Source organism: Streptomyces sp. NPDC001068, from assembly GCF_042897315.1.
Classification (GTDB): domain Bacteria; phylum Actinomycetota; class Actinomycetes; order Streptomycetales; family Streptomycetaceae; genus Streptomyces.
Genome location: NZ_JBIAYD010000004.1, coordinates 163,487 through 188,397, shown reverse-complemented (window position 1 = coordinate 188,397; position 24,911 = coordinate 163,487). Strand labels below are relative to the sequence as shown.

General features: G+C 71.1%; 21 protein-coding genes. 8 read left to right on the top strand and 13 right to left on the bottom strand.

What is annotated here, in order from left to right; translation table 11 throughout:
• Window positions 1-45 precede the first annotated feature (45 nt).
• A complete protein-coding gene (locus tag ACFY3I_RS13105; protein ID WP_351325272.1) occupies window positions 46-666 on the bottom strand; it encodes a heme-copper oxidase subunit III in 621 nt (206 codons plus the stop codon).
• Between the two features lie 178 nt (window positions 667-844).
• On the opposite strand from ACFY3I_RS13105, the gene ACFY3I_RS13100 reads away from it, so the two are divergent.
• Window positions 845-1,246 carry a hypothetical protein gene (locus ACFY3I_RS13100; RefSeq protein WP_365295533.1) on the top strand — a complete coding sequence of 134 codons (402 nt, stop codon included), beginning with the start codon at window positions 845-847 and terminating at the stop codon, window positions 1,244-1,246.
• 110 nt (window positions 1,247-1,356) lie between these two features.
• Here ACFY3I_RS13100 and ACFY3I_RS13095 read toward each other — a convergent pair whose 3' ends face one another.
• The 4 genes from ACFY3I_RS13095 to coxB form a co-directional block, all read right to left on the bottom strand.
• The gene (locus ACFY3I_RS13095; RefSeq protein ID WP_390860620.1) at window positions 1,357-2,619 is read right to left on the bottom strand and encodes an Ig-like domain-containing protein; all 1,263 of its coding nucleotides are present in this window, start codon (window positions 2,617-2,619) and stop codon (window positions 1,357-1,359) included.
• A gap of 152 nt (window positions 2,620-2,771) precedes the next feature.
• On the bottom strand, window positions 2,772-3,170 hold the full coding sequence (locus ACFY3I_RS13090) for a cytochrome c oxidase subunit 4 (protein WP_046727399.1): 399 nt from the start codon (window positions 3,168-3,170) through the stop codon (window positions 2,772-2,774).
• Window positions 3,167-4,897: a cytochrome c oxidase subunit I gene (gene ctaD / locus ACFY3I_RS13085; protein ID WP_365295537.1), complete on the bottom strand. Its 1,731-nt coding sequence runs from the start codon at window positions 4,895-4,897 to the stop codon at window positions 3,167-3,169. The genes ACFY3I_RS13090 and ctaD overlap by 4 nt, the downstream gene beginning before the upstream one ends.
• Window positions 4,894-5,853: a cytochrome c oxidase subunit II gene (gene coxB, locus ACFY3I_RS13080; protein ID WP_365295539.1), complete on the bottom strand. Its 960-nt coding sequence runs from the start codon at window positions 5,851-5,853 to the stop codon at window positions 4,894-4,896. The genes ctaD and coxB overlap by 4 nt, the downstream gene beginning before the upstream one ends.
• Before the next feature lie 321 nt (window positions 5,854-6,174).
• Between coxB and ACFY3I_RS13075 the strand changes: the two genes are divergently transcribed.
• Window positions 6,175-7,551 carry a cysteine desulfurase/sulfurtransferase TusA family protein gene (locus ACFY3I_RS13075; protein ID WP_390860619.1) on the top strand — a complete coding sequence of 459 codons (1,377 nt, stop codon included), beginning with the start codon at window positions 6,175-6,177 and terminating at the stop codon, window positions 7,549-7,551.
• 90 nt (window positions 7,552-7,641) lie between these two features.
• On the opposite strand, the gene ACFY3I_RS13070 is transcribed toward ACFY3I_RS13075, so the two are convergent.
• Window positions 7,642-8,616: a carbohydrate kinase family protein gene (locus tag ACFY3I_RS13070; RefSeq protein WP_365295543.1), complete on the bottom strand. Its 975-nt coding sequence runs from the start codon at window positions 8,614-8,616 to the stop codon at window positions 7,642-7,644.
• Window positions 8,617-8,747: 131 nt separating this feature from the next.
• Here ACFY3I_RS13070 and ACFY3I_RS13065 point away from each other — a divergent pair, with 131 nt between their 5' ends.
• Window positions 8,748-8,957 carry a hypothetical protein gene (locus ACFY3I_RS13065; protein WP_390860618.1) on the top strand — a complete coding sequence of 70 codons (210 nt, stop codon included), beginning with the start codon at window positions 8,748-8,750 and terminating at the stop codon, window positions 8,955-8,957.
• 104 nt (window positions 8,958-9,061) lie between these two features.
• On the top strand, window positions 9,062-11,062 hold the full coding sequence (locus ACFY3I_RS13060; RefSeq protein WP_390860617.1) for a hypothetical protein: 2,001 nt from the start codon (window positions 9,062-9,064) through the stop codon (window positions 11,060-11,062).
• 97 nt (window positions 11,063-11,159) lie between these two features.
• On the opposite strand, the gene ACFY3I_RS13055 is transcribed toward ACFY3I_RS13060, so the two are convergent.
• Window positions 11,160-11,516 (bottom strand): iron-sulfur cluster assembly accessory protein, encoded by a 357-nt coding sequence (locus tag ACFY3I_RS13055; RefSeq protein WP_030951236.1) that lies wholly within the window; start codon window positions 11,514-11,516, stop codon window positions 11,160-11,162.
• A gap of 292 nt (window positions 11,517-11,808) precedes the next feature.
• Between ACFY3I_RS13055 and nadA the strand changes: the two genes are divergently transcribed.
• Window positions 11,809-12,993, top strand: a complete 1,185-nt coding sequence (nadA, locus tag ACFY3I_RS13050; protein WP_390860616.1) for a quinolinate synthase NadA — start codon at window positions 11,809-11,811, stop codon at window positions 12,991-12,993.
• Between the two features lie 15 nt (window positions 12,994-13,008).
• Here nadA and ACFY3I_RS13045 read toward each other — a convergent pair whose 3' ends face one another.
• From ACFY3I_RS13045 to ACFY3I_RS13020, 6 genes are all read right to left on the bottom strand, one after another.
• On the bottom strand, window positions 13,009-15,234 hold the full coding sequence (locus ACFY3I_RS13045; protein WP_390860615.1) for a PQQ-binding-like beta-propeller repeat protein: 2,226 nt from the start codon (window positions 15,232-15,234) through the stop codon (window positions 13,009-13,011).
• Window positions 15,235-15,370: 136 nt separating this feature from the next.
• Window positions 15,371-18,484, bottom strand: coding sequence for an efflux RND transporter permease subunit (locus ACFY3I_RS13040; protein WP_390860614.1), 3,114 nt, complete (start codon window positions 18,482-18,484; stop codon window positions 15,371-15,373).
• A gap of 197 nt (window positions 18,485-18,681) precedes the next feature.
• Window positions 18,682-19,365, bottom strand: coding sequence for a response regulator transcription factor (locus ACFY3I_RS13035; RefSeq protein ID WP_365295553.1), 684 nt, complete (start codon window positions 19,363-19,365; stop codon window positions 18,682-18,684).
• Entirely contained in the window at window positions 19,362-20,624 is a 1,263-nt protein-coding gene (locus tag ACFY3I_RS13030; RefSeq protein WP_390860613.1) for a sensor histidine kinase, read from the bottom strand. Before ACFY3I_RS13030 ends, ACFY3I_RS13035 begins: the two co-directional genes overlap by 4 nt.
• A 268-nt stretch (window positions 20,625-20,892) precedes the next feature.
• The gene (locus ACFY3I_RS13025; RefSeq protein ID WP_365295570.1) at window positions 20,893-21,171 is read right to left on the bottom strand and encodes a hypothetical protein; all 279 of its coding nucleotides are present in this window, start codon (window positions 21,169-21,171) and stop codon (window positions 20,893-20,895) included.
• A gap of 28 nt (window positions 21,172-21,199) precedes the next feature.
• A complete protein-coding gene (locus tag ACFY3I_RS13020; protein WP_365295556.1) occupies window positions 21,200-21,991 on the bottom strand; it encodes a PspA/IM30 family protein in 792 nt (263 codons plus the stop codon).
• A 287-nt stretch (window positions 21,992-22,278) separates the two neighbouring features.
• Here ACFY3I_RS13020 and ACFY3I_RS13015 point away from each other — a divergent pair, with 287 nt between their 5' ends.
• The 3 genes from ACFY3I_RS13015 (at window position 22,279) to ACFY3I_RS13005 (ending at window position 24,879) form a co-directional block, all read left to right on the top strand.
• Window positions 22,279-22,953, top strand: a complete 675-nt coding sequence (locus ACFY3I_RS13015) for a DUF3043 domain-containing protein (protein ID WP_365295558.1) — start codon at window positions 22,279-22,281, stop codon at window positions 22,951-22,953.
• An 83-nt stretch (window positions 22,954-23,036) separates the two neighbouring features.
• Window positions 23,037-23,738 carry a class I SAM-dependent methyltransferase gene (locus ACFY3I_RS13010; protein ID WP_390860612.1) on the top strand — a complete coding sequence of 234 codons (702 nt, stop codon included), beginning with the start codon at window positions 23,037-23,039 and terminating at the stop codon, window positions 23,736-23,738.
• A gap of 70 nt (window positions 23,739-23,808) precedes the next feature.
• Window positions 23,809-24,879 carry a S1C family serine protease gene (locus ACFY3I_RS13005; protein WP_390860611.1) on the top strand — a complete coding sequence of 357 codons (1,071 nt, stop codon included), beginning with the start codon at window positions 23,809-23,811 and terminating at the stop codon, window positions 24,877-24,879.
• Window positions 24,880-24,911: the final 32 nt, after the last annotated feature.

The following is a 24,911-nucleotide window of genomic DNA, read 5'->3' as shown; positions in this document are numbered from 1 at the left end:
ATGCTTCTGGGTTGTGCGCTTCTGCAGCGCGTGGAGCCGGCCCGGCTACTTGATCAGATAGATCGTGGCGAAGAGGCCGATCCAGACGACATCGACGAAGTGCCAGTAGTAGGACACGACGATGGCCGCGGTCGCCTGCTCGTGCGTGAAGCGCTTCGCCGCGTAGGTGCGGCCGAGGACGAACAGGAAGGCGATGAGGCCACCCGTCACGTGCATGCCGTGGAAGCCGGTGGTCAGGTAGAACACCGAGCCGTACGGGTCGGAGGAGAGCGAGATGCCGTCCTCCTTCACCAGGTTCGTGTACTCGTAGATCTGACCGCCGATGAAGATCGCGCCCATCACGAACGTGATGATGAACCAGCCCCGGAGCTTCTTCACGTCCCCGCGCTCGGCGGCGAACACGCCGAGCTGGCAGGTCAGCGAGGAGAGCACCAGGATCGTGGTGTTCGTCGCGGAGAACGGAATGTTGAGATGGCTCGCCATCTCCTTCCAGTGATCCGGACCGGTCACCGATCGCAGGGTGAAGTACATCGCGAAGAGGGCCGCGAAGAACATCAGCTCGGAACTCAGCCAGATGATGGTTCCGACGCTGGTGAGGTTCGGCCGATTGACCGACGGGTGCGCGTGCCCGGTTTCTACTGTCGTTGCTGTCGCCACGACCGACATTATGTCGGTCGCTTATCTCGCGCTCACTCCGGGGGGTGCCGTTCGGGGTGTCCGCACCGTGTGTACTGCCCGGATGGCCCATCGAAGCGGTGTTCCCACAGGTGTTGACGAGGTGTCCGGGGGAGTAGCATCCGGCCCATCGGTCCTGTCCGTACGACGCTGACGTCTCGGAGGAACAATGCAGCCGACCGCCACGGTGCTGGTCTACAGCGACGATTCCAACACCCGCGAGCAGGTCCGGCTGGCCGCCGGCCGGCGGCCAGCCCCCGATGTGCCCCTCGTCGAGTTCGTGGAGTGCGCGACGCCCCAGGCCGTCGTCACCGAACTGGACAAGGGCGGCATCGACGTGTGCGTGCTGGACGGCGAGGCCGTGCCGCTCGGGGGCATGGGGGTGTGCCGGCAGATCAAGGACGAGATCTTCAACTGCCCGCCGGTGCTTCTGCTGATCGGGCGGCCGCAGGACGCGTGGCTGGCCACCTGGAGCCGTGCGGACGCTGCGGTGACACTTCCGGTGGAGCCGGTGGAGTTCGCGGCGTCCCTGGCCGCCCTGCTGCGGCAGCGGAGGCTGCAGAGCGCCTAGGGGGGAGCGGGGCGCGGGTCCTGTGCGCGGGTACCGGTCGTACGTGGCCGGTCGCGCCCACGCGGCGGTAGCCGCATACCGACTACCGCCCCGCGCCCCTTCGGGGCGCGTCACACTGACGTCGGCTGCAGACGGGCCGCGTTCTGGGGGTTCAGGGTGTCCGCGGTGGTGCCCCCTACGGCGCTGCCGCCCCGCCAGGCCTTCCAGTCGAGGTTCCAGTCGCCGAAGCCGTTGCCGAAGTGCTCCATCTCCTCGCCGTTGGAGTTGACGACCTTCACCAGGTCACCCGGGTGGAAGGTGTCGTAGAACCACTCGGCGTTCGAGGTGCTCATGCCGGTGCAGCCGTGGCTGACGTTGGCGGACCCCTGGGAGCCCACCGACCAGGGCGCCGCGTGCACGTACTCGCCCGACCACGTCACCCGGGTGGCGTAGTACACCGGGAGGTCGTACGAGTCCGAGGTTCCCTCGGCGATGCCGACCGTCGTGCCGCGCATGCGTACGAAGTACTGCTTCTCCAGTACGACCTTGACCCCGTTGCGGGTCTCGAAGCCCGGCTTGCCGGTGGTGATGGGGATCTGGTTGATCTCCTTGTCGTTCCGGTACACCGTCATCTGGTGGGCGGCGGCGTCCGTGACGGCCAGGAGCTTGTCGCCGGTGGTGAGTTTCAGGGGCGCGGCCGCGCCTCCCCACAGGCGGTCGTTGATCCGGACGCCGTCCAGGTTGCTGTGCACCTGGAGAGTGGCGTGGGCGGGCCAGTAGTCCTTGGGCCGGTAGTGGAGTTCCTTGTCGCTCACCCAGTACCAGGCCCCCTCGACGGCGGGGACGGAGTCGACCCGCAGCCCGCGCTCCACGACGGCGCGCTGGGCCTTGTCCTTGATGCCCTGGTCGAGTTGGGCGGTGACGGGCTGTCCCACCCCGTACTCCCCCGCCTTGGGGCCGAAGGTCACCTTCAGCCGCTGCTGGGTGGTGGGCTTGCTGGTGTCGAAGGTGAGGGTCTTGCGGCCGGGCGCGCCGTCCTCGTCCTCGGTGCTCACCTGGACCGTGTAGTGGGCGTCCGCGGCCAGCGGGGAGGTGCTGTGCCAGCGGCGTCCGTCGGCGTCGAGTTCGCCCGCCACGACGCGACCGGTGGCGTCCTGGGCCGTGACGTCCGTGATGCGGTCCTCGTCGCTCTTGGCGACGACCTCCAGCGGCTTGTCGGGGTCGGCCCGCTTCCCGGCGCCGGTGGGGGTGTTGAAGGAGATCTGGTCCGCCGCGTCGCGGGGCTTCTCCGACAGCGGGCTGCCGCCGGATCCGCAGGCTGTGACGCCCGCGCCGAGGGCGGTCACCAGCAGAGCGCAGCTGACGACGGTACGGGCGCACGGAGTGTGACTCATATGGTCACGGTATGAGAGGTTTTCCGGACCGGCATGTCAGATGACCCGGACGGGGGACGCCGGTGGGCCGATGGCGGGAACCGCACCCGGAACGCCGGGAGCCCGGACCCCCCTGGCGGAGGGTCCGGGCTCCCGGTGCGTCTCGGGTGCGCCTACTGGGTGCGGTTCTCACCGCGGTAGTACTCGAACACCCAGCCGAAGAGGCCGATCATGATGATGGGCGCCGAGAAGTACAGCAGCCACCAGCCGACGGCCACACCGAGGAAGGCCAGCGCGCCACCGACACCGAGGGCGAGCGGCTGCCAGCTGTGCGGGCTGAAGAAGCCCACCTCGCCGGCCTCGTCCGCGACGTCGGCCTCCTTGTTGTCCTGGGCACCGGCGTCCACCCGCGAGGCCGTGAAGCCCAGGTAGAAGCCGATCATGATGCACAGGCCGAAGGCCATGAAGAGCGCCGTGGTACCGGCCGCCTCCTTCGACCACACGCCATAGACGATCGCCATGGCGAGGACGAAGACGCTCAGCCACACGAACATGCGGCCCTGGATCTTCACTTGCCGGCCTCCTTGCTGCCCGCGACAGCGGCGACGGCGTGGCCGTGCTCCAGCTGCTCCAGGGCGGCGATCTCAGGGTGGTGCAGGTCGAACGCCGGGGACTCGCTGCGGATCCGCGGCAGGGTGAGGAAGTTGTGCCGCGGCGGCGGGCAGGAGGTCGCCCACTCCAGCGAACGGCCGTAACCCCACGGGTCGTCGACCTCGACCTTCTTGCCGTACTTGGCCGTCTTCCAGACGTTGTAGAGGAACGGCAGGATCGACAGGCCGAGCAGGAAGGAGCTGATCGACGAGATCGTGTTCAGCGTGGTGAAGCCGTCGGCCGCCAGGTAGTCGGCGTAACGGCGCGGCATGCCCTCGGCGCCCAGCCAGTGCTGGACCAGGAACGTGCCGTGGAAGCCGATGAACAGCGTCCAGAAGGTGATCTTGCCGAGCCGCTCGTCGAGCATCTTGCCGGTCATCTTCGGCCACCAGAAGTGGAAGCCGGAGAACATCGCGAAGACGACCGTGCCGAAGACCACGTAGTGGAAGTGGGCCACCACGAAGTACGAGTCGGAGACGTGGAAGTCCATCGGCGGCGAGGCCAGGATGACACCGGTCAGACCACCGAAGGTGAAGGTGATCAGGAAGCCGGTGGCCCACAGCATCGGGGTCTCGAAACTCAGTGACCCCTTCCACATGGTGCCGATCCAGTTGAAGAACTTCACGCCTGTCGGTACGGCGATGAGGAACGTCATGAAGGAGAAGAACGGCAGCAGCACTCCGCCGGTGACGTACATGTGGTGCGCCCACACCGTCACGGACAGACCGGCGATCGCGATGGTCGCCGCGATCAGACCCATGTAGCCGAACATCGGCTTGCGGGAGAAGACCGGGATGACCTCGGAGATGATGCCGAAGAACGGCAGCGCGATGATGTACACCTCTGGATGGCCGAAGAACCAGAAGAGGTGTTGCCAGAGCAAGGCTCCGCCGTTGGCCGCGTCGAAGACGTGTGCCCCGAATTTCCGATCCGCCTCCAGCGCGAACAGCGCGGCGGCGAGGACCGGGAAGGCCAGCAGGACCAGGACCGCGGTCAGCAGCACGTTCCACACGAAGATCGGCATCCGGAACATCGTCATGCCGGGTGCCCGCATGCAGATGATCGTGGTGATGAAGTTGACCGCGCCGAGGATGGTGCCGAAACCGGAGAAGGCCAGACCCATGATCCACATGTCGGCGCCGAGGCCCGGGGAGCGGACCGCGTCGGACAGCGGGGAGTAGGCGAACCAGCCGAAGTCGGCCGCGCCCTGCGGGGTGAGGAAGCCACCCACCGCGATCGTCGAGCCGAACAGGTAGAGCCAGTAGGCGAACATGTTCAGCCGCGGGAACGCGACGTCGGGCGCGCCGATCTGGAGCGGCATGATCCAGTTCGTGAAGCCGGCGAACAGCGGCGTCGCGAACATCAGCAGCATGATCGTGCCGTGCATCGTGAACGCCTGGTTGAACTGCTCGTTCGACATGATCTGCAGACCCGGCCGGGCGAGCTCGGCGCGCATGAGCAGCGCCATCACTCCACCGATCAGGAAGAACACGAACGACGTGACCAGATAGAGCGTTCCGATGGTCTTGTGGTCGGTGGTCGTCAGCCACTTCACCACGACATTGCCGGGCTGCTTGCGCCTGACCGGCAGCTCGTCGGCGTACGAGCCTTCAGCCGCGGCACCCTGGGGTTCGTTGAGGATGCTCACAGGTTGTTCGTCTCCCGGTTCTTCTCGTGGCTCGTCTGCGCGATGCCGGCGGGAATGTAACCGGTCTGCCCCTTCTTGACGAGTTCCTTGAGGTGCTGCTGGTAACGCTCGGGCGAGACGACCTTCACGTTGAACAGCATCCGGGAGTGGTCGACACCGCAGAGCTCGGCGCACTTGCCGAGGAAGGTGCCCTCCTGATTGGGGGTCACCTGGAACGCGTTGGTGTGGCCCGGGACGACGTCCATCTTCATCAGGAACGGCACCACCCAGAAGTCATGGATGACGTCGCGCGAGGTGAGGACGAAGCGGACGGTCTCGCCCTTGGGGAGCCAGAGCGTCGGACCGGGGTTGCCGGTCGGGCCCTTGACGCCCGGCGTACCGACGTCGTAGACGCCGCCGGCGGCGGCCGGGAAGTCCTTCTTGAACCGGTCCGGAATGGCGGCCAGGTTCGGGTCCGTCTTCGCGTCGCCGGTGACCCCGTCGACGGGCGTGACGTAGTTGAAGCCCCAGCTCCACTGGAAGCCCACCACGTTGACCGTGACGGCGGGCTTCTTGTCGGTGAGGCTGAGCAGCTTCGTCTCGTCACGCGCGGTGAAGTAGAACAGCACCGAGACGATGATGAGCGGAACCACCGTGTACAGCGCCTCGATCGGCATGTTGTACCGGGTCTGGGCCGGCACCTCGATCTTGGTGCGGCTGCGCCGGTGGAAGATGGCGCTCCAGATGATCAGACCCCACACCAGCACGCCGACGACGAGCGCGGCGGCCCAGGAGCCCTGCCACAGGGAGAGGATCCGTGGAGCCTCTTCCGTGGTCGGGGTGGGCATACCAAGGCGGGGGAAGTCCTTGTATGTGCATCCGGTAGCGGATGCCAGGACCAGGCCCGCGGTCATAGCCTGCAGCAGCTTCCGCCGCATCGGGCGCCGCGGCGAGCGGTCGGAGCCGTTGGGACTCACGTAGCGCCTTCCCGAGAGTCTCGCCCGCGCGGTTCGGCTGCGGCCTTCTCGCTGGTCGGTCGCCGCCCTGCGTCGGGCAGGGGTTTGGATGTTTATGCGGACCAAACCCTAGCCGACGCCCTCCGGGGGTTCGCGGGGAGGGGGGCATACGCGTCGCCTGTCACTCGGTTGGGGTGGGAATGGGCGCCCAATAGCTCGGGTTGTCGCGGTTTGACGGGCGGGTGCGGCGTGCGTTGTGGCTGGTCGCGCCCACGCGGCGGAGCCGCATATCGGCGCAGCCCCGCGCCCCTGATTTGCTTGCCCGCGTTCTAACGTTGCCGTGTGCCCTACTTCGACGCCGCGTCCGCCGCTCCCCTTCACCCCGTCGCCCGGCAGGCCCTGTTGGCCGCCCTGGACGACGGGTGGGCCGACCCCTCCCGGCTGTACCGCGAGGGCCGCAAGGCGCGCATGCTGCTGGACGCCGCGCGGGAGGCGGCCGCCGAGGCGGTCGGCTGCCGCACGGACGAGCTGACGTTCACCACGTCGGGCACCCGGGCCGTCCATACGGGCATGGCGGGCGCGTTGGCCGGCCGCCGTCGCACCGGACGTCACCTGATCGTGTCAGCCGTCGAACACTCCTCGGTACTCCATTCGGCCGAGGTGTTCGAGGCGGAGGGCGGCGAGGTGACCCGGGTGCCGGTGCGGCGGACGGGCGCGGTGGACCCCGAGTCCTACGCCGACGCCCTGCGGTCCGACACCGCGCTCGCCTGCCTCCAGTCGGCCAACCACGAAGTGGGCACCGTGCAGCCGGTCGCGGCCGTCGCCGAGGCGTGCCGGGCGGCCGGGGTGCCGTTGCTGGTGGACGCGGCGCAGTCGCTGGGATGGGGGCGCGTGGAGGGTGACTGGTCCCTGCTGACGGCGAGCGCGCACAAATGGGGCGGCCCGAGCGGGGTCGGGCTGCTGGCCGTGCGCAAGGGGGTGCGGTTCGCCGTCCAAGGGGCGTCGGACGAGCGGGAGTCGGGCCGCTCCCCCGGTTTCGAGAACCTGCCGGCGGTCGTCGCGGCGGCCGCGTCCCTGCGGGCGGTCCGGGCGGAGGCGGAGCGGGAGGCCGTACGGCTGCGGGAGCTGACGGCACGGATCCGGGCGCGGATTCCGGAGTTGGTGCCGGACGTGGAGGTGGTGGGCGACGCGGACCGGCGGCTGCCGGGTGTCGTCACCTTCTCCTGCCTCTATGTCGACGGGGAGACGCTGCTCCACGAGCTGGACCGGGAGGGCTTCTCCGTGTCCTCCGGATCCTCCTGCACGAGCAGCACCCTGACACCGAGCCATGTGCTCAAGGCGATGGGCGTGCTGAGCGAGGGGAACGTACGGGTGTCGCTGCCGGCGGGGGCCGACGGCGCGGACGTCGACCGCTTCCTGGACGTGCTGCCGGGAGTGGTGGCGGGGGTGCGGGAGAAACTGGACGCCCCGACGGTGACGCCGACCGTCCGCGCGGCGGAAGTCGTCGTGGACTCCCTGGGCAAGCGGTGCCCGATCCCGGTCATCGAGCTGGCGAAGGTCATCGGGAGGGTGCCGGTGGGGGGCCTGGTCCGGGTGCTGTCGGACGACGAGGCGGCCCGCCTGGACATCCCGGCGTGGTGCGAGATGCGGGGCCAGGGGTACGAGGGCGAGGAGCCGGCGGAAAGGGGAACGGCGTACCTGGTACGCCGGATCGGCTGATGCACCCCGTCGGGGGCGCGGGGCCTTGTCGGCCCGCGGCTGCCGCCGCGTGTGCGCGACCAGCCCCCGCGCTCCCGCCTGCCGGCGACGTCAGACCAGGTGGCCGCGCACCTCTTCGGCCGCCTCGTCGCCGTACGCCTTGGTGAACCGCTCCATGAAGTGGCCGCGGCGCAGCTGGTACTCCTGCGTGCCCACCGTCTCGATGACGAGGGTCGCCAGCATGCAGCCCACCTGGGCCGCCCGCTCCAGCGAGACCCCCCAGGCGAGCCCGGAGAGGAAACCGGCACGGAACGCGTCGCCGACGCCCGTCGGGTCCGCCTTGCGCTCCTCGTCGGGGCAGCCGACCTCGATGGTCTCCTCGCCGGCCTTCTCGATCCGCACCCCGCGTGCGCCGAGCGTGGTGACCCGGTGGCCGACCTTGCCGAGGATCTCCTCGTCGCTCCAGCCGGTCTTGGTCTCGATCAGACCCTTCTCGTACTCGTTGGAGAAGAGGTAGGTCGCGCCGTCCAGCAGTATCCGGATCTCGTCGCCGTTCATCCGGGCGATCTGCTGCGAGAAGTCGGCGGCGAAGGGGATGGACCGGGTCCGGCACTCCTCCGTGTGGCGGAGCATGCCCTCCGGGTCGTCCGCGCCGATCAGGACCAGGTCGAGTCCGCCCACCCGGTCGGCCACGGTCTTCAGCTCGATCAGCCGGGCCTCGCTCATCGCGCCCGTGTAGAAGGAGCCGATCTGGTTGTGGTCGGCGTCGGTCGTGCACACGAAACGCGCGGTGTGCAGGGTCTCGGAGATGCGGACGGAGTCCGTGTCGACGCCGTGCCGGTCGAGCCAGGCCCGGTATTCGTCGAAGTCGAAGCCCGCCGCGCCGACCAGGACCGGGCGGGTGCCGAGCTGTCCCATGCCGAACGCGATGTTGGCGCCGACGCCGCCCCGGCGCACGTCCAGGTTGTCGACCAGGAAGGACAGCGAGACCGTGTGCAACTGGTCCGCGACGAGCTGGTCGGCGAAGCGGCCGGGGAAGGTCATGAGGTGGTCGGTGGCGATGGAGCCGGTGACTGCGATGCGCACGGCTGGGACTCTCCTGAGGGGAGGCGTGAATGACAGTTAACGCTACCGGGTCGGGCGGGGGCTCTGAAGGTGTCAAAACTACCCGATAGTAGATCTTTCTTCGCGGCGCTCGGCGTGCATACGGTTCGTTCATGACGAACCTCAAGGTCCAGGCTTCCGCTCCGGCCGACCCCGACGGCGACCTGGCGTCGCTGCGTGGGGACTGCGCCCGGATGGCCCCGCACTGGGTGGTTCCGGATCACGGTGATGCCCGCCCGGTGCCGCCGTCACTCATCCACGGGGTGACGGTGCCGAAGAAGTCCGCCAGGCTCCTGGACGCGATGTCCGACTACGGGGACTGAGGCGCCCGGCGCGTTTCCGGGGAACCGCGCGCCCCCCTCCCGCGTCCCATCGCCGTCCCCCGTGCAGGGGAGGCGGGATACGACACGCGGCGAGGAGCGATGCGGTGAAGAGCGAGCGACCCGAGAACGACGAGGACGCGGCCGTGGGGCGCGCCGCGGGACCCGCCGGTGACACCACGCGCTCGGAACGGGAGGGCACGGGGCCCCTGTCCGAGCCCGCGTCGACCGCGCCCGCGGTAGCTCCCGGGGACGCACGCGAGCCGAACCCGGACGCCACCGCGGAACCGGCGGCCGAGCCGGACTCGGTACCGGAGCCGGACACGGCCCCGACGTCGGAGGAAGGCCCCGCCTCGAGCGCGCCTCCCGCACCGACGGCCACCTCCGTCCCGGACGCGACCCCCGAGCCGGAGCGAGCCGCCGCCCCCGACGCGACCCCCGAGCCGGATCCAGCCGCTGCCCCGGACCCGGCCCCCGAGTCACAGCCGGCCGCCGTCCCGGAGACGGTCTCCGAGTCGCGGGAGGCGGCCGCGCCGGAGTCGAAACCCGGTTCATCGCGCGCGCCCGGCGCGGACGCGGGCTCCGGGTCCGGGCAGATCGCCGGTGACGGGCCGGAGGCCGAACCGGGGCAGGCCCCCGGCCGCGACGCGGATCCCGCCGAGGTGGCCGCGCTCTCCGGTGTGCCCGGGGAGGCGGGGCGGGCTGCTCGGCGCCGGTCCCTCGTCGCCGTCGCCTCCGTGGCCGCCGCCGTTCTGCTGGTCGGCGGTGGTGGGGCCTACCTCGCCGCGACCGGCGGATCAGGCGGATCAGGCGGGTCCGGCGGGAACGGCACCGGGACGGGGGCCGGCGCCCCCGGTGGCGGCACTCCCCCGCCGCTCGCCCTGGACGGCTATTCCTCCGGAGGCAAGGGGATCGCCCCGGGCGAGCCCAATCCCTACGGCGTGACCTACCGGGCGGACGGGACGCTTCCCGCCGGGCCCGCGTCCGCCGCGGTGTACCAGCCGGCCGGCGAGGTCTCCAAGGCCCGGGTGGCCGCCCTGGCGCAGGCGCTCGGGATCGAGGGCGCGCCGGTCGCCGAGGGCCCGGTGTGGAAGGTCGGCACCGACAGCGACGGCTCCGGGGGCAGCCTCCAGGTCAACAGGGACGCCCCGGGGATCTGGACGTACAGCCGCTACGCCCCCGGCACCGACAACTGCAAGAGGGGGCCGGTGTGCGGCCGGGATCCGGCGGCGCCTGCCGCCACCCCGGTGAGCGCCTCCGCCGCGGAGAAGGCCGCCGCGCCGGTGCTCGACGCGCTCGGCCAGGACGGCGCGAAGCTCGACGCGAGCCAGGTCATGGGCGACCGGCGGGCGGTGAACGCGAACCCGGTCGCGGACGGGCTGCCCACCTACGGCTGGACGACCGGGCTGACCGTCGACAAGCAGGGTGAGGTCGTCGGCGGCAACGGGATGCTGGCGGTGGCGGCCAAGGGCGCCACCTATCCGGTGCTGAGCGCCCGCAGGACCCTGGATCTGATGAACGCGGCGCCCCGGTCGGACCACCGGGTGGGGATCGGCGGCTGCGCCAGTTCCGTACCGCTGAAGGACCGGCTGGAGCAGCCGTGCTCCGCTTCGTCGCCGTCCGCCGCCTCCGCCGTGATCCGGGGCGCGGTGTTCGGACTGGCCGCGCACTCCGTCGGCGGCCGGCAGGCGCTGGTGCCGTCCTGGCTGTTCCAGGTGCGTGGCGCGGCCGACTCGTACACCGTCACCTACCCGGCGGTGGACCCGAAGTACCTGGCCTCCGCGGCCTCGCCGACGCCCGCTTCCTCCCCCGGGACCCCGAAGGACGTGCGGCTGGACGGCTACACGGCCGACGGCAGCGGTCTCACCGTCGCCTTCACCGGCGGCGTGTGCGCCGACTACGAGGCCACCGCGGACGAGGGGGCGCGCCAGGTGGTGGTCAAGGTGACCGAGACGCCCTGGCCGGACAAGGTCTGCATCCTGATCGCCAAGCAGTACCACCGGACGGTGCGGCTGGACGCGCCGCTGGACGGCCGGAAGGTGGTCGGCACGGACGGCAGGGCGGTCCCGAAGGAGAAGGCGACCGCGCTCGACCCGCAGGTGGGCTGAGGAACCACGCACGAAGGCGGCGGCCCCCCAGGAAGGGGGCCGCCGCCTTCGTTCCGTCCGCCGGGCCGGCTCGGCTAGAGGAGCCGGCCGGGCCGGTTCAGCTGAAGGAGTCGCCGCAGGCGCAGGAACCGGTCGCGTTCGGGTTGTCGATCGTGAAGCCCTGCTTCTCGATGGTGTCGACGAAGTCGATCGACGCGCCGCCCAGGTAGGGCGCGCTCATGCGGTCGGTCACGACCTTGACGCCGCCGAAGTCCTTGACGACGTCGCCGTCGAGGGAACGCTCGTCGAAGAAGAGCTGGTAGCGCAGGCCGGAGCAGCCGCCGGGCTGGACGGCGACACGCAGCGCGAGGTCGTCGCGGCCTTCCTGGTCGAGCAGGGCCTTCACCTTGGCCGCGGCGGCGTCACTGAGGATGATGCCGTCGGTGGCGGTGCTGGTCTCGTCCGATACGGACATCTACATCTCTCCCGGGTTGTACGGAGACTGCTTGCCGACGAGTGCAACCGGCGGGTCCGCTGTTTCATTCCGGGCCGGCATTCGCGTTCTCGCGTTTTCTCTACGTCTTCATGCTCGCACATGCCCGAAGTCACGCCCAGCGGCCTGTTGAACACCCCGCGGCCGCTCCCCGGCAACCCTCCGGTCCGTCACCGGGATCACGTCACATCGACACAATGGCCATCGTCAAAGTGACGTGAAGCGGTTATGATAGATAACGTCAGAACGACGAAAAGTAGAAAGGGTGCGTGTCGTGACCACCGCCCAGACCACGGAACTCGACGTACAGCCGAGCCCCCTCGCCCTGCTGCTGCTCGGCCGTGAGGCCGACCCGAAGAGCGAGCGGGGTGTCGAGTGTCCCGGCGACCTGCCGTCGCCGTCCGACCCGGACCTGGTCGCGCGCGCCCGCGCGGCCAAGGAGAAGCTCGGCGACAAGGTCTTCGTGCTCGGCCACCACTACCAGCGCGACGAGGTCATCCAGTTCGCCGACGTCACGGGCGACTCCTTCAAGCTGGCCCGGGACGCGGCCGCCCGCCCGGAGGCCGAGTACATCGTCTTCTGCGGCGTGCACTTCATGGCCGAGTCCGCCGACATCCTGACCTCGGACGACCAGAAGGTGGTCCTGCCGGACCTCGCGGCCGGCTGCTCGATGGCCGACATGGCGACGGCCGAGCAGGTCGCCGAGTGCTGGGACGTGCTGACCGAGGCCGGGATCGCCGACCAGGTCGTCCCCGTCTCGTACATGAACTCGTCCGCGGACATCAAGGCGTTCACCGGCAGGCACGGTGGCACCATCTGCACCTCGTCCAACGCCGAGCGGGCCCTGGAGTGGGCCTTCGAGCAGGGTACGAAGGTGCTGTTCCTGCCCGACCAGCACCTCGGCCGCAACACCGCCGTCCGGGACATGGGCATGTCCCTGGAGGACTGCGTGCTCTACAACCCGCACAAGCCGAACGGCGGCCTCACCGCCGAGCAGTTGCGGAACGCGAAGATGATCCTGTGGCGCGGCCACTGCTCGGTGCACGGCCGCTTCTCGCTGGAGTCGGTGAACGACGTGCGCGAGCGCATCCCGGGCGTGAACGTCCTCGTCCACCCGGAGTGCCGGCACGAGGTGGTGGCCGCGGCCGACTACGTCGGTTCGACGGAGTACATCATCAAGGCCCTGGAAGCGGCGCCGGCCGGCTCCAAGTGGGCGATCGGCACCGAGCTGAACCTGGTCCGCCGACTGGCGAACCGTTTCGCTCCCGAGGGCAAGGAGATCGTCTTCCTCGACAGGACGGTCTGCTTCTGCTCCACCATGAACCGCATCGACCTCCCCCACCTGGTCTGGACCCTGGAGTCGCTGGCCGAGGGCAACCTGGTCAACCGGATCGAGGTCGACAAGGAGACGGAGGCGTTCGCCAAGCTCGCCCTGGAGCGGATGCTGGCGCTGCCGTAGCCGCGCCCCCCGGTGTCACCCCGAGACGGGCTTCCGCTCGGGGTGCGCCGGGTCGAGGGTGAAGACGGTGCCGTCGGAGGTCGACAGGACCAGGGCACCGCGGTTGAACCAGACGGTGGGCAGCAGACCGCTGTTGCCGAGCACCTGGGCGCGGGCCGAGGACTCCCACAGGACCGTGCCCTTCGCCGCGTCCAGCGCCACCACCCGGCCGCTCGCGCCGGCCATGTAGAGCGTGCGGCCGCTCGCGTCCGCCGAGGCCTGGCCCGGCGACTCCAGGGTGGTGTGGCTGGACCACAGCCTCTCCCCGGTCGTCGGCGAGAACGCGGTGACCAGGCCGCTTGAGGTGGCGAGGTACAGCGTGCCCCGGGCCAGGGTGGGCAGCCCGCCCCGGTAGTGCTCGGGCAGCTCGGTCACCGAGCGCCTGCCGGTCTTCGGGTCAACCCGCACGATGCGGGTGTAGATCAGGTCGGGGCCGTTGTCGACGTCCTGGTCGTCCGCCTCCAGGAAGACCAGCCGTCCGGAGAGGATGCCAACGAAACTGCCCGTCTGGGCGGGCGAGTCCAGGGTCCGCACCGGCCCGTCGGCCGGGTCGACGGTGAAGAACCGCGTGGCCCGCGAGCCGTCCGTCTGGTCGCCGCAGTCCACGTAGGGGAAGTCCCCCACGGCGAGCAGGGAGCAGAGCCAGCCCCGGGGCACCGGCACGGTCCTGCGCACGCCGCCGTCCCGGGCGGAGCGGAGGGTGACCGTGCTGCCGTCGCCCTCCTGGGTCAGGGTCACCCCGTCGGCGTAGGCCGAACCCAGGCTGTCGGTGCGGACCGGGTGCGCCCAGATCCTCGTGCCGTTCCCGATGTCCAGCGCCATGACGGACTGCGACTGTCCCGCGCCGTTGTCGGCGGTGACCTGGAGTTCGACGAGGACCCGGCCGTCGTCCACGCCGAGGACGGTCGTGATGTACCGGTCGGCCGGGACGCCCCTCGGCGCGATCCCGGCGCGCCACAGGGTCCGGCCGGTGGTGGCGTCGACCCGGGTGGGCAGCAGGGCGGTGCCGCCGCAGTAGACGGAGGAGCCGTCCGAGACGCAGGAGGGCGAGGTGGAACCCTCGTACCCCGGCGCCTTCTTCACGCCCTGCTCGGCGGTCGCGGACACCGTCGTCTGCCAGGGCCTCCAGCCGTCGGGGAGGGTGCCCCAGCGCGATCCGGAGGCGGCCGGGGAGCCGTTGCGCGCCGTGTCGCCGCCGTCCCCCGGGCTCTGCAGGAGGTAGCCGGTCAGGGCGAGAGCGGTGACGGCGGCCGCGGCCGCCAGCAGCCAGGGGGTGCGGCGGCGCGGGCGGCGGCCGGTGACCGCCGGGGTGGGTTCGTCCGGGGACGGGACGGCGCCCGGCCGGGCGAACGGCAGGCGCAGAGTCATCGTGTGCGCCTCGTCGGCGGAGGTCTCCGGCAGGGCCGCCGCGAACTCGCGGGCCAGTTCGTCGAGTCCGGGCCTGGCCGCGGGGTCCTTTGTCAGACAGCGCTCCAGGACCGCGCGCAGCGGGCCGGTCACCCCGTCCAGGACGGGCTCGTGGTGGACCACCCGGTAGCCGGTCAGATAGGGGCTGTCGGCGTCGAACGGGCCGCGCCCGGTGACGCAGTACACCAGCAGCGCGCCGAGCGAGAAGACGTCCGAGGCGGGGCCGACCGTACGGGCGTCTGTGAACTGCTCCGGTGACATGAACGGCGGGGTGCCGACCATCTGCCCGGTCTCGGTGAGGGTGTGGTGGTTCTCGGCCGCCCGGGAGATGCCGAAGTCGATGACGCGCGGACCGTCGTCGGCCATCAGGACGTTGGCCGGTTTCAGGTCGCGGTGCACGACCCCGGCCCGGTGGATGTCCCGGAGCGCCTCCACCAGGCCGAGGGCCAGCGGCCGCAGTTCGGTGACGCGCAGCGCGCCCTGGGCCCGGATGCGGGCGGCCAGGGAGGGGCCGGGCACGTACTGGGTGGCCATCCACGGGGCGGGCGCGTCCGGGTCGGCGTCCAGGACGGGTGCGGTGAAGGCTCCGCTGACCCGGCGGGCGGCCTCGATCTCCTGCCGGAACCGGGCGCGGAAGACCGGGTCGCCGGCGTACTGGGCGTGCACCACCTTGACGGCGACCTCGCGCCCGGAGCGCGACCGGCCCCAGTAGACGATGCCCATTCCGCCGGCCCCGAGCCGGTCGGCCAGCCGGTACCCGCCGAGGGATCTCGGGTCGTCCTTGTGCAGCGGCACGCCGAAACTCCCCTTCTCCGCCGTGCGGTTCGCGGCGCCAGCATACGGAACGGCCGGGCGCGGACGGCCGGTTCCCGGTGGTGTTCCGGGAACCGGCCGTCGCGCGCCCGGCCGTCGGGCGTCGCCGGCGGGACCGTCAGACGGCCGCGGGCTGCGGCTCCTCGGCCGCGGCGGCGGAGTCCGCCGTCCCGCGGTCCTGCTTCGCGGCCCGCTTCTTCGCCCGGCGCTCCTTGCGGAGTTCGAGCATCGCGTACAGCGTCGGGACGAGGAGCAGGGTGAGCAGCGTGGAGGTGATCAGACCGCCGATCACCACCACCGCGAGCGGCTGGGCGATGAAGCCGCCCTCACCGGTGACGCCGAGCGCCATCGGCAGGAGGGCGAAGATGGTCGCCAGCGCGGTCATCAGGATCGGGCGGAGCCGGTGCCTGCCGCCCTCGATCACCGCCTCGACCACGCCGTAGCCCTGGCGCCGGTACTGGTTGACCAGGTCGATCAGGACGATCGCGTTGGTCACCACGATGCCGATCAGCATCAGCATGCCGATCATCGCCGGGACGCCCATCGGGGTGCCGGTGACGACGAGCAGGCCGATCGCGCCGGTCGCCGCGAACGGGATGGAGACCAGCAGGATCAGCGGCTGGACCAGCGAGCGGAAGGTCGCGACCAGCAGCATGAAGACGATCGCGATCGCCGCCAGCATCGCCAGGCCCAGGTTCTTGAACGCGCTGTCCTGGTCGGAGGTGACGCCGCCGATGGAGGCCGTCGCGCCCGCCGGGAGCTTCAGTGCCTTGATCTTCGACTGCAGCTGGGTGCTGACCGCGCCGGTGTTGTCACCGGTCGGCTTCGCGGAGACGGTCGCCGCGCGCTGACCGTCGATGCGGGTCATCGAGACCGGCCCGTCCACCACCTTGACGGTGGCGATGTCGCCGAGCTTCACCGGGCCCAGCTTGAGGGCGCGCAGCTGGGCGAGGGTCTCGGCCGGCTTCGCCGACCTCACGACGACGTCCCGCTCGGTGTCGTCGAGGGTGGCCTTGGCGGCCGTGGTGCCCTTGACCGCCTGGGTGACTGCGGCGCCCAGCGTCTGGTCGTCGAAGCCGGCCGCGGCGGCCTTGGAGTTGGCCTTCACCGAGATGCGCGGCACGCTCTGGGAGAGGTCGCTGGTGACGTCGGTGACGTCGTCGAGCTTCGCGACGGTGGCGCGGACCTGCTCGGAGGCCTTGCGCAGCACGTCCCCGTCGGCCGCCTTGACGACGACGCTCAGGTCCTGGCTGCCGAAGCCGTCACCGGCGGACACCGTGGTCGTGCCGATGCCGGGCAGTTTGTGCAGGCCGTCCTCGATGGCGCTCTGCACCTTGTCGTACGACTTCGCGTCGTCCAGCATCACGGAGTACGACGCCTGGTTGGTGTCGGTGCCGCCGCCGAAGGCCGCCATGAAGCCGGACGAGCCGACGGTGACCTGGTAGTCCTTCACCCCGTCGACGGAGGCGAGCAGCTTCTCGACCTTCCTCGCCTGCGCGTCGGTCGCCGCCAGGCTGGTGCCCGGCTTCAGCTCCTGCTTGACGGTGAGGACCTCCTGGTCGCCCTGGTCGAAGAAGTTGGTCTTCAGCGCCCCGGCCATGCCGAACGTGAGGACCAGGACCACGGCGGCGATCAGCACGCTGGTGAGGCGGCGCCGGGTCGCGAAGCGCAGGACGGGCACGTAGGCGCGCTGGAGCCGGCTGTCGGCCTCCTTCGCCTCGGCCTTTCGGCGGGCCTCGTCGGCGTCCTCGGGGGTGCCCTTCGGGGCGCGCAGGAACCAGTACGACAGCACCGGTACGACCGTCAGCGAGACCAGCAGGGAGGCGAGCAGCGCGGCCGTCACGGTGATGCTGAACGAGCCGAACAGGGCGCCCACCATGCCGCCGACCAGGCCGATCGGCAGGAACACGGCGACCGTGGTGAGGGTGGAGGAGGTGACCGCGCCGGCCACCTCGCGGACCGCGCCGATGATGGCGGCCTGGCGCTCCTCGCCGTAGCCGAGGTGGCGCTTGATGTTCTCCAGGACCACGATCGAGTCGTCCACGACCCGGCCGATGGCGATGGTCAGCGCGCCGAGGGTGAGCATGTTGAGGGAGAGACCGCGGGTCCACAGCACGATCAGTGTGAGGACCACCGACAGCGGGATGGAGACCGCCGTCACCAGGGTCGAGCGGACCGAGGCCAGGAAGACCAGGATGATCAGGACCGCGAAGACCAGGCCGAGGGCGCCCTCGGTGGTCAGGCCCTTGATGGACTTGGAGACGGCCGGGCCCTGGTCGCTGACGACCGTGAGGGTGGCGCCCGAACCGAGGTCCTGACGCAGCTTCGGCAGCTTGTCCTTGACCGCGTTCGAGATGGAGACCGCGCTGCCGTCGTGGTCCATGGTGACGCTCACGGCGAGGCTGGGGCGGCCGTCGGTGCGCGTGATGGAGTCGGCCGGAGCCTCCTGCTGCTTCACCGTGGCGACGCTGCCGAGCCGGACCGGCTTCGGCACGCCCTGGCCCGTGACCATCAGGTTCTCGATCTGCGAGAGCGAGGTGAGGCCGCCGCCGACCTGGACGGTGCGGTTGGCGCCGTCCTCGTCGAAGGAGCCCGCCGGCACGGTCGCGCCGGCCGCCTGGAGCGTCTGGGCGAGGGCGGCGGGGGTGAGACCCGCCTTCTGCAGCTTCGCGTCCGAGGGGGTGACGGTGACCTGGAGGTCGCGCACGCCGGTGACCTGGACGCGGCCCACGCCGTCGATGTCCTTCAGGTCCGGGACGACCGTCTTGTCGAGCTGGTCGGCGAGAGCCTGCTGGTCCTTGCCGGAGGTGACGGCGAGGACCACGGTCGGCATGTCGTCCGTGGAGCCGGAGATGACCTGCGGGTCGACGGAGTCCGGGAGCTGGGCGCGGTTGACGGCCAGCTGGACGTCGGCCACCAGCTGCTTGGTGTCGTTGCCGTAGTCGAAGGACGCCATGATCACGGCGTTGCCCTCGCTCGCGGTGGAGGTGACACCGGTGACCCCGTCGACGCCCTCGAGGTTGTTCTCGATCGGCTCGACGATCTGCTTCTCGACGACGTCCGGGGCCGCGCCCTGGTAGGGGGCGATCACCGACACCATGGGCAGGGAGATGGTGGGCAGCAGCTGCTGCTTGATCTGGGGGATCGCGATCGCGCCGAAGACGAGCGCGATCAAGGACATGAGGCCTATCAGGGCCCGCTGCGCGAGGCTGAATCGGGACAGCCAGGACATGGGTCAGGGTCTCTTTTCGGTGAGCTGCTGTGCGCGGAGCTGCGGTGCGCGGCGCGTGAGCGACGGATGAGCGGCACAGGGGGCACCTGTGAGCGCCCACCCCACCACCCTCACCCATGCGCGGCCCCGGTCGTGTAGCCCCAGGGTGCCGTCCTTTGTCCGGCACCTACTCCCTGCGCAGTACGCCCGGGTGGAGATCAGTCCATCCGCGGACGGACCAGCCCGGACTCGTAGGCGATCACCACGAGCTGGGCCCGGTCCCGGGCGCCGAGCTTGGCCATGGCCCGGTTGACGTGCGTCTTCACGGTCAGCGGGCTGACCTCCAGGCGCTCGGCGATCTCGTCGTTGGAGTGCCCGCCGGCGACCTGGACCAGCACCTCGCGCTCGCGGGAGGTGAGTGCCTCCAGCCGTTCGGCGCGGGCCGGGTCGCGGCCGTCGGCGCCCGTGTCGCCCTGGGCGAGGAAGCGGGCGATCAGGCCCTTGGTGGCGGTCGGGGAGAGCAGCGCCTCACCGCCGGCGGCGACCCGGATGGCGCTCAGCAGCTCCTCGGGCTCGCTGCCCTTGCCGAGGAAGCCGGAGGCGCCCGCGCGCAGCGCCTGCACGACGTAGTCGTCGACCTCGAAGGTGGTGAGGATGACCACCCGGACCTCGTCCAGGGACGGGTCCTCGCTGATCAGCCGGGTGGCGGCCAGACCGTCCGTGCCCGGCATCCGGATGTCCATCAGGACGACGTCGGCTCCGGTCTCCCGGGCCAGCCGCACCGCCTCGGCGCCGTCGGAGGCCTCACCGACCACCTCCATGTCGGACTCGGAGTCGACGAGCACCCGGAACGCGCTGCGCAGCAGGGCCTGGTCGTCGGCGAGCAGGACACGGATCGTCATGCGGAGTCCCCCAGGGCGGCCGGCCGGTGGTCGGCGCGGTCGTCGGCGCGGTCGTCGGTGTCGGTCTTGACCGGCAGGATCGCATGGACGCGGAAGCCGCCGCCGTAGCGGGGGCCGGTGGTGAGGGTGCCGCGCAGGGCCGTCACGCGCTCGCGCATGCCGAGCAGCCCATGGCCGCCGCCCTCCTCGGGAGCCGGTTCGCCGCCCTCCCCCGAGCCGTTGTCCAGGACGGTGACCTCGATGTGCGGTCCGACCCGTACGACGCTGACCTCCGCCTTGGCCTCGGGTCCCGCGTGCTTCTGCACGTTGGTCAGGGCCTCCTGGACGATCCGGTAGGCGGCGAGGTCCACGGCGGCGGGCAGGGTGGTGCCCTGGTCGGCGCGGGCCACCTCGACCTGGAGGCCGGCGTTGCGGAAGGTGTCGGCGAGCTCTTCGAGGACGTGCAGGCCGGGCGCGGGTTCGGTGGGGGCCGCGGGGTCGCCGGACTGGCGGAGCAGGCCGACGGTGGCGCGCAGTTCGTTGAGCGCGGACCGGCTGGCCTCGCGGACGTGGGCGAGGGCCTCCTTGGCCTGGTCGGGCCGCTTGTCCATGACGTGTGCGGCCACCCCCGCCTGCACGTTGACCAGGGCGATGTGGTGGGCGACGACGTCGTGCAGGTCGCGGGCGATGCGCAGCCGCTCCTCGGCGACCCGGCGGCGGGCCTCCTCCTCCCGGGTCCGCTCGGCGCGCTCGGCGCGCTCCCGGATGGCCTGGACGACGGCCCGCCGGCTGCGAACCGCGTCCCCGGCGGAGGCTCCGATGCCGGTCCAGGCGAAGATCGCGAGGTTCTCCTGGGCGTACCACGGGAGGGGGCCCGCGGCCATCGCGGCGGTGGTCAGCACGGTCATGGTGAGCAGGCCGGCCCGCAGGGTGGTGCGGCGGTCGGTGGTGGCGGCGACGGTGAACAGGGCGACGACGGCCGCCATCGCGACCGGGGCGCGGGGGTCACCGGTGACGCACTCGACGACGGAGGCGGCGCCGGTGACGGCCAGGACCGTCTTCGGGGCGTAGCGGCGGAAGACCAGGGCGACGGCGGCGAGCGTCATCAGGACCAGGCTGAGGGGGTCCGGGGTGCGGATGCCCCAGGCGACGCCGTGTGCGCCGTGCGGCACCGCGAAGGAGCTCACGACCATGCACACGAGAGCGCCCGCGGCGATGACCGCGTCCACGGCCAGTGGATGGGCGCCGACGCGGCAGCGCGCTCTCTCGAAGGGGCTCACGGTGTGAACAGTACGGCGGGTCCGGGTGCGCCGGAACCGCCGGTTCGGCCCGCCGTCACGGGCGCCGTTCGCAGGGGCTGCCGCCCCCGCACCCCCGCTTCGGCCTGAACGGCCTCGTCCTCAAACGCCGGACGGGCTGATCAATGTGCGGACCGACCTTCGTCCGCGGGCCCCGGACGGGGTGGGCAGGGGTACGGGTCCGGCTTCGTCCGCGGGCCCCGGACCGGATGCGCAGGGGTACGGGTCCGCTGCGTCGGGGGGATTCGCGTCAGCCCGGGATCAGGCCGTCGTCCCTCAGGAGGGCTCGGACCTCCTCCAGGGTCGCGTCCGGGGAGGGGAGGATCAGGTCCGAGGGCTCCAGGGCGTCGTCCGGGAGGGGGGTGCCGAGCTCCCGGACCTTGTCCAGGAGGGCGGTCAGGGTGCGGCGGAAGGCCGACTCGTCACCGGACTCCGTCTCCGCCAGGAGCTCGTCGTCCAGCTTGTTGAGTTCGGTGAGGTGGCTGTCGGCCAGCCTCACCTGGCCCTCCCCCATGATCCTTACGACCATGTCGGCCATGTCGCCCTCCAGGCGTCGGCTACTGCTTGTCGAAGCGCGGGGTGTCCTGGGGCTGCTGCGCCTGCCGGCCCTGGTCGGTGCCGCCCTCGATGGCCTGCTGGGGAGAACCCCCGGCGAGCTCGGCCTTCATGCGCTGCAGTTCCAGCTCTACATCCGTACCACCGGAGAGGCGGTCCAGCTCGGCGGCGATGTCGTCCTTGGCCATGCCGGTGGGGTCGTCCAGGGCACCGGAGGCGAGCAGTTCGTCGATGGCGCCGGCGCGGGCCTGGAGCTGCTGCGTCTTGTCCTCGGCGCGCTGGATGGCGAGGCCGACGTCGCCCATCTCCTCGGAGATGCCGGAGAAGGCCTCGCCGATGCGGGTCTGGGCCTGGGCGGCGGTGTAGGTGGCCTTGATGGTCTCCTTCTTGGTGCGGAAGGCGTCCACCTTGGCCTGGAGGCGCTGGGCCGCGAGGGTGAGCTTCTCCTCCTCGCCCTGGAGGGTGGCGTGCTGGGTCTCCAGGTCGGTCACCTGCTGCTGGAGGGCGGCGCGGCGGGACAGCGCCTCACGGGCGAGGTCCTCGCGGCCCAGCGCCAGCGCCTTGCGGCCCTGGTCCTCCAGCTTGCCGGACTGCTGCTGGAGCTGGTTCAGCTGGAGTTCGAGCCGCTTGCGGGAGGTGGCGACGTCCGCCACCCCGCGGCGCACCTTCTGAAGCAGCTCGAGCTGCTTCTGGTACGAGTAATCGAGGGTCTCGCGCGGGTCCTCGGCCCTGTCCAGGGCCTTGTTCGCCTTCGCGCGGAAGATCATCCCCATACGCTTCATGACACCGCTCATGGGCTTCGCGCGCCCCCTTCTGACGGACTCCAGCTCACAGATCCTGCGACAGAACCCACAGTACGGGCCCTGCCTCCATTACCGCACTGTTCGGGGACCGATGCGCTCATCCCCAAGGACGACTGCGGCCGTCTCCGCTCCGGCACAGGTAGTAGGTGGGCCCCCAGGGTCCCCCGGAGCGACCGCTCCGGTGAACCTGCGCACAACCGCCGTACAACCCCCGTACAACGCCGGACCGACGTCGTACGAACCGGGCGAACCGTCTGCAACATCCCCTCTGTCCCCTATTGGAGACGTCCGGCGTTGCGGGATCGTTCCCCGCCGGGCTAGGGCCCACACCCGTCCACCCCGTACCCTTGGGTTTTGTGTTCCGTAGCCGTGCCAAGGAAGAGAAGGCCCCCGCCGACAAGGCGCCGGTGACCGACTCCAAGCAGACCCGTGACCCGCAGGCGCCCAAGGGCAGGCCCACGCCCAAGCGCAGCGAGGCCCAGACCCAGCGCCGCAGCGTGGCGAGCACGCCGACGACGCGCAAGGACGCCGCCAAGCGTCAGCGCGACGACCGGCGTGCCGCCATGGACCGGCAGCGCCAGGCGCTGGCCACCGGCGACGAGCGGTACCTGCCGGCCCGTGACAAGGGCCCGGTCCGCAGGTTCGCCCGCGACTGGGTCGACTCGCGCTTCAACGTGGCGGAGTTCTTCCTGCCGCTGGCCGTGGTCATCCTGGTCATGAGCGTGGTCAACAACTCGGCGATCAAGAACATCGCGCTGCTGCTGTGGCTGGTCGTGATCGTGCTGATCGTGCTCGACGCGGCGGTGAGCGGCATCCGGCTGCGCAAGCGCCTCGCCGAGCGGTTCCCGGACGAGAACAAGAAGGGCGCCGTCGCCTACGGTCTGATGCGCTCCCTCCAGATGCGCCGGCTCCGGCTGCCCAAGCCGCAGGTCAAGCGCGGAGAGCGGCCCTGAGCGCAGAGCCGTTCTCCGGGGGTGCGGCGAAGGCCTGGCTGACCAGGCTGGGCGGGCTGCGTGACGTCGTACGGCAGGAGCTGGTGGCCCGCCAGCTCGACGAGCAGATAGCCGGGCGGTTCGCGGTCGGCCTGCGGCTGCGCGTCCTCGACGTGGGGATGGGCCAGGGCACGCAGGCGCTGCGGCTGGCCCGTGCCGGGCACCAGGTGACCGGTGTCGAGCGGGAACCGGCGATGATCGCGGCCGCCCGGCAGGCCCTGGCGGGTGAGCCGGAGGGGATCCGCGAGCGGGTGCGGATCGTCGAGGGGGACGGACGGGACACGGGTGTCCACTTCCTGCCGGGCAGCTTCGACCTGGTGCTCTGCCACGGTGTGCTGATGTACGTCGAGGAGCCGGACGCGCTGCTCGCCGGACTGGCCCGGATGCTGGCGCCGGGCGGGCTGCTGTCGCTGCTCGTGCGCAACGCCGACGCGCTGGCCATGCGGCCGGGGCTGAGCGGGGACTGGGCGGGGGCGGCCTCCGCCTTCGACAGCCTCACCTACCACAACCGGCTGGGCCTCGAGGTGCGGGCCGACCGGCTGGCCACGGTCACCGCCGCGCTCGCCGGCATCGGCGCGCCGCTGCACTCCTGGTACGGGGTACGGGTGTTCACGGACACCGCCGCGGACGACGCCGCACCGCCCGCCGACCTGGACACGCTGCTGGCCGCCGAGGAGCGGGCCGGGCGGACGGATCCCTACCGCGCGGTCGCGGCGTTGCTCCACCTGTGCGGGGTCCGCGGCTGAACCCGCCGCGTGCTGCTCGTTCGGGTCAGCTGTACGGGCCGGACCCGGAACCCGCAACGAGACTCGGGGCATGGACGCTTCCCGTACCCGTCGGACCTTCCGTACGGCCGCCGCGCTCGGCTCCTGCTGTCTCGCAGCCCTCGTCTGCGGCTGCTCCGGCTTCGACGGCGCCGCGGCGAAGGACCCCACCGCCACCCGGGCGGCCGTCCCGGCGGTCGCGGCCGACCTGCAGAACCAGTACCAGAAGGTGATCAGGGACGTCCTGCCGTCGGTGGTGCAGATCCAGGCCACCCACGACCTGGGCTCCGGCGTGGTCTACGACGACAGGGGACACATCGTCACCAACGCCCATGTCGTCCAGAGCGAGAAGAAGTTCAAGGTGACGACCGCCAACAACGAGGAACCGCTCACCGCGACGCTCGTCTACTCCTATCCCGAGCAGGACCTGGCGGTCCTGCGGCTGGACAAACTCCCGGACGGGCTGAAGGCGGCCTCCTTCGGGGACACCGAGAAGGTCGAGGTCGGGCAGATCACGCTGGCCATGGGCTCGCCGCTCGGGCTGTCGTCCAGCGTGACCGAGGGCATCGTGTCGGCGACCGGACGCACCGTCAGCGAGAACCAGGAGGGCGGCGGCACCGGTGCCACCATCCCGAACATGGTGCAGACCTCGGCCGCCATCAACCCCGGCAACAGCGGCGGCGCACTGGTCAACCTGGACGGGCAGGTCATCGGCATCCCGACGCTCGCCGCGAGCGACCCCGACCTCGGTGGCAGCGCGGCGCCCGGCATCGGGTTCGCCATCCCGGGGTCGATGGTGAAGACCGTCGCCAACCAGATCATCAAGCAGGGCAAGGTGACCGACTCGGGGCGGGCCGCGCTCGGCATCAGCGGGCGCACGGTCGTCGACGTGAACTACCGGCCCGCCGGGGTGGCCGTCGTCACCGTGAAACCGGGCGACGCGGCCGACAGGGCGGGCATCCGGGCCGGGGACATCATCACCGGGCTGGGCGACGACCACGTCACCACCATCACCTCACTGGCCGAGTCGCTCGCCGCCGACCGGCCCGGGCAGAAGACGACGGTGACGTACAGCCGGGAGGACGTCCGGCGGACGGTGGACGTGACACTGAGCGAGCAGTGACGGCGGGGCGGCACCTCGCGGGGCCGCCCCGG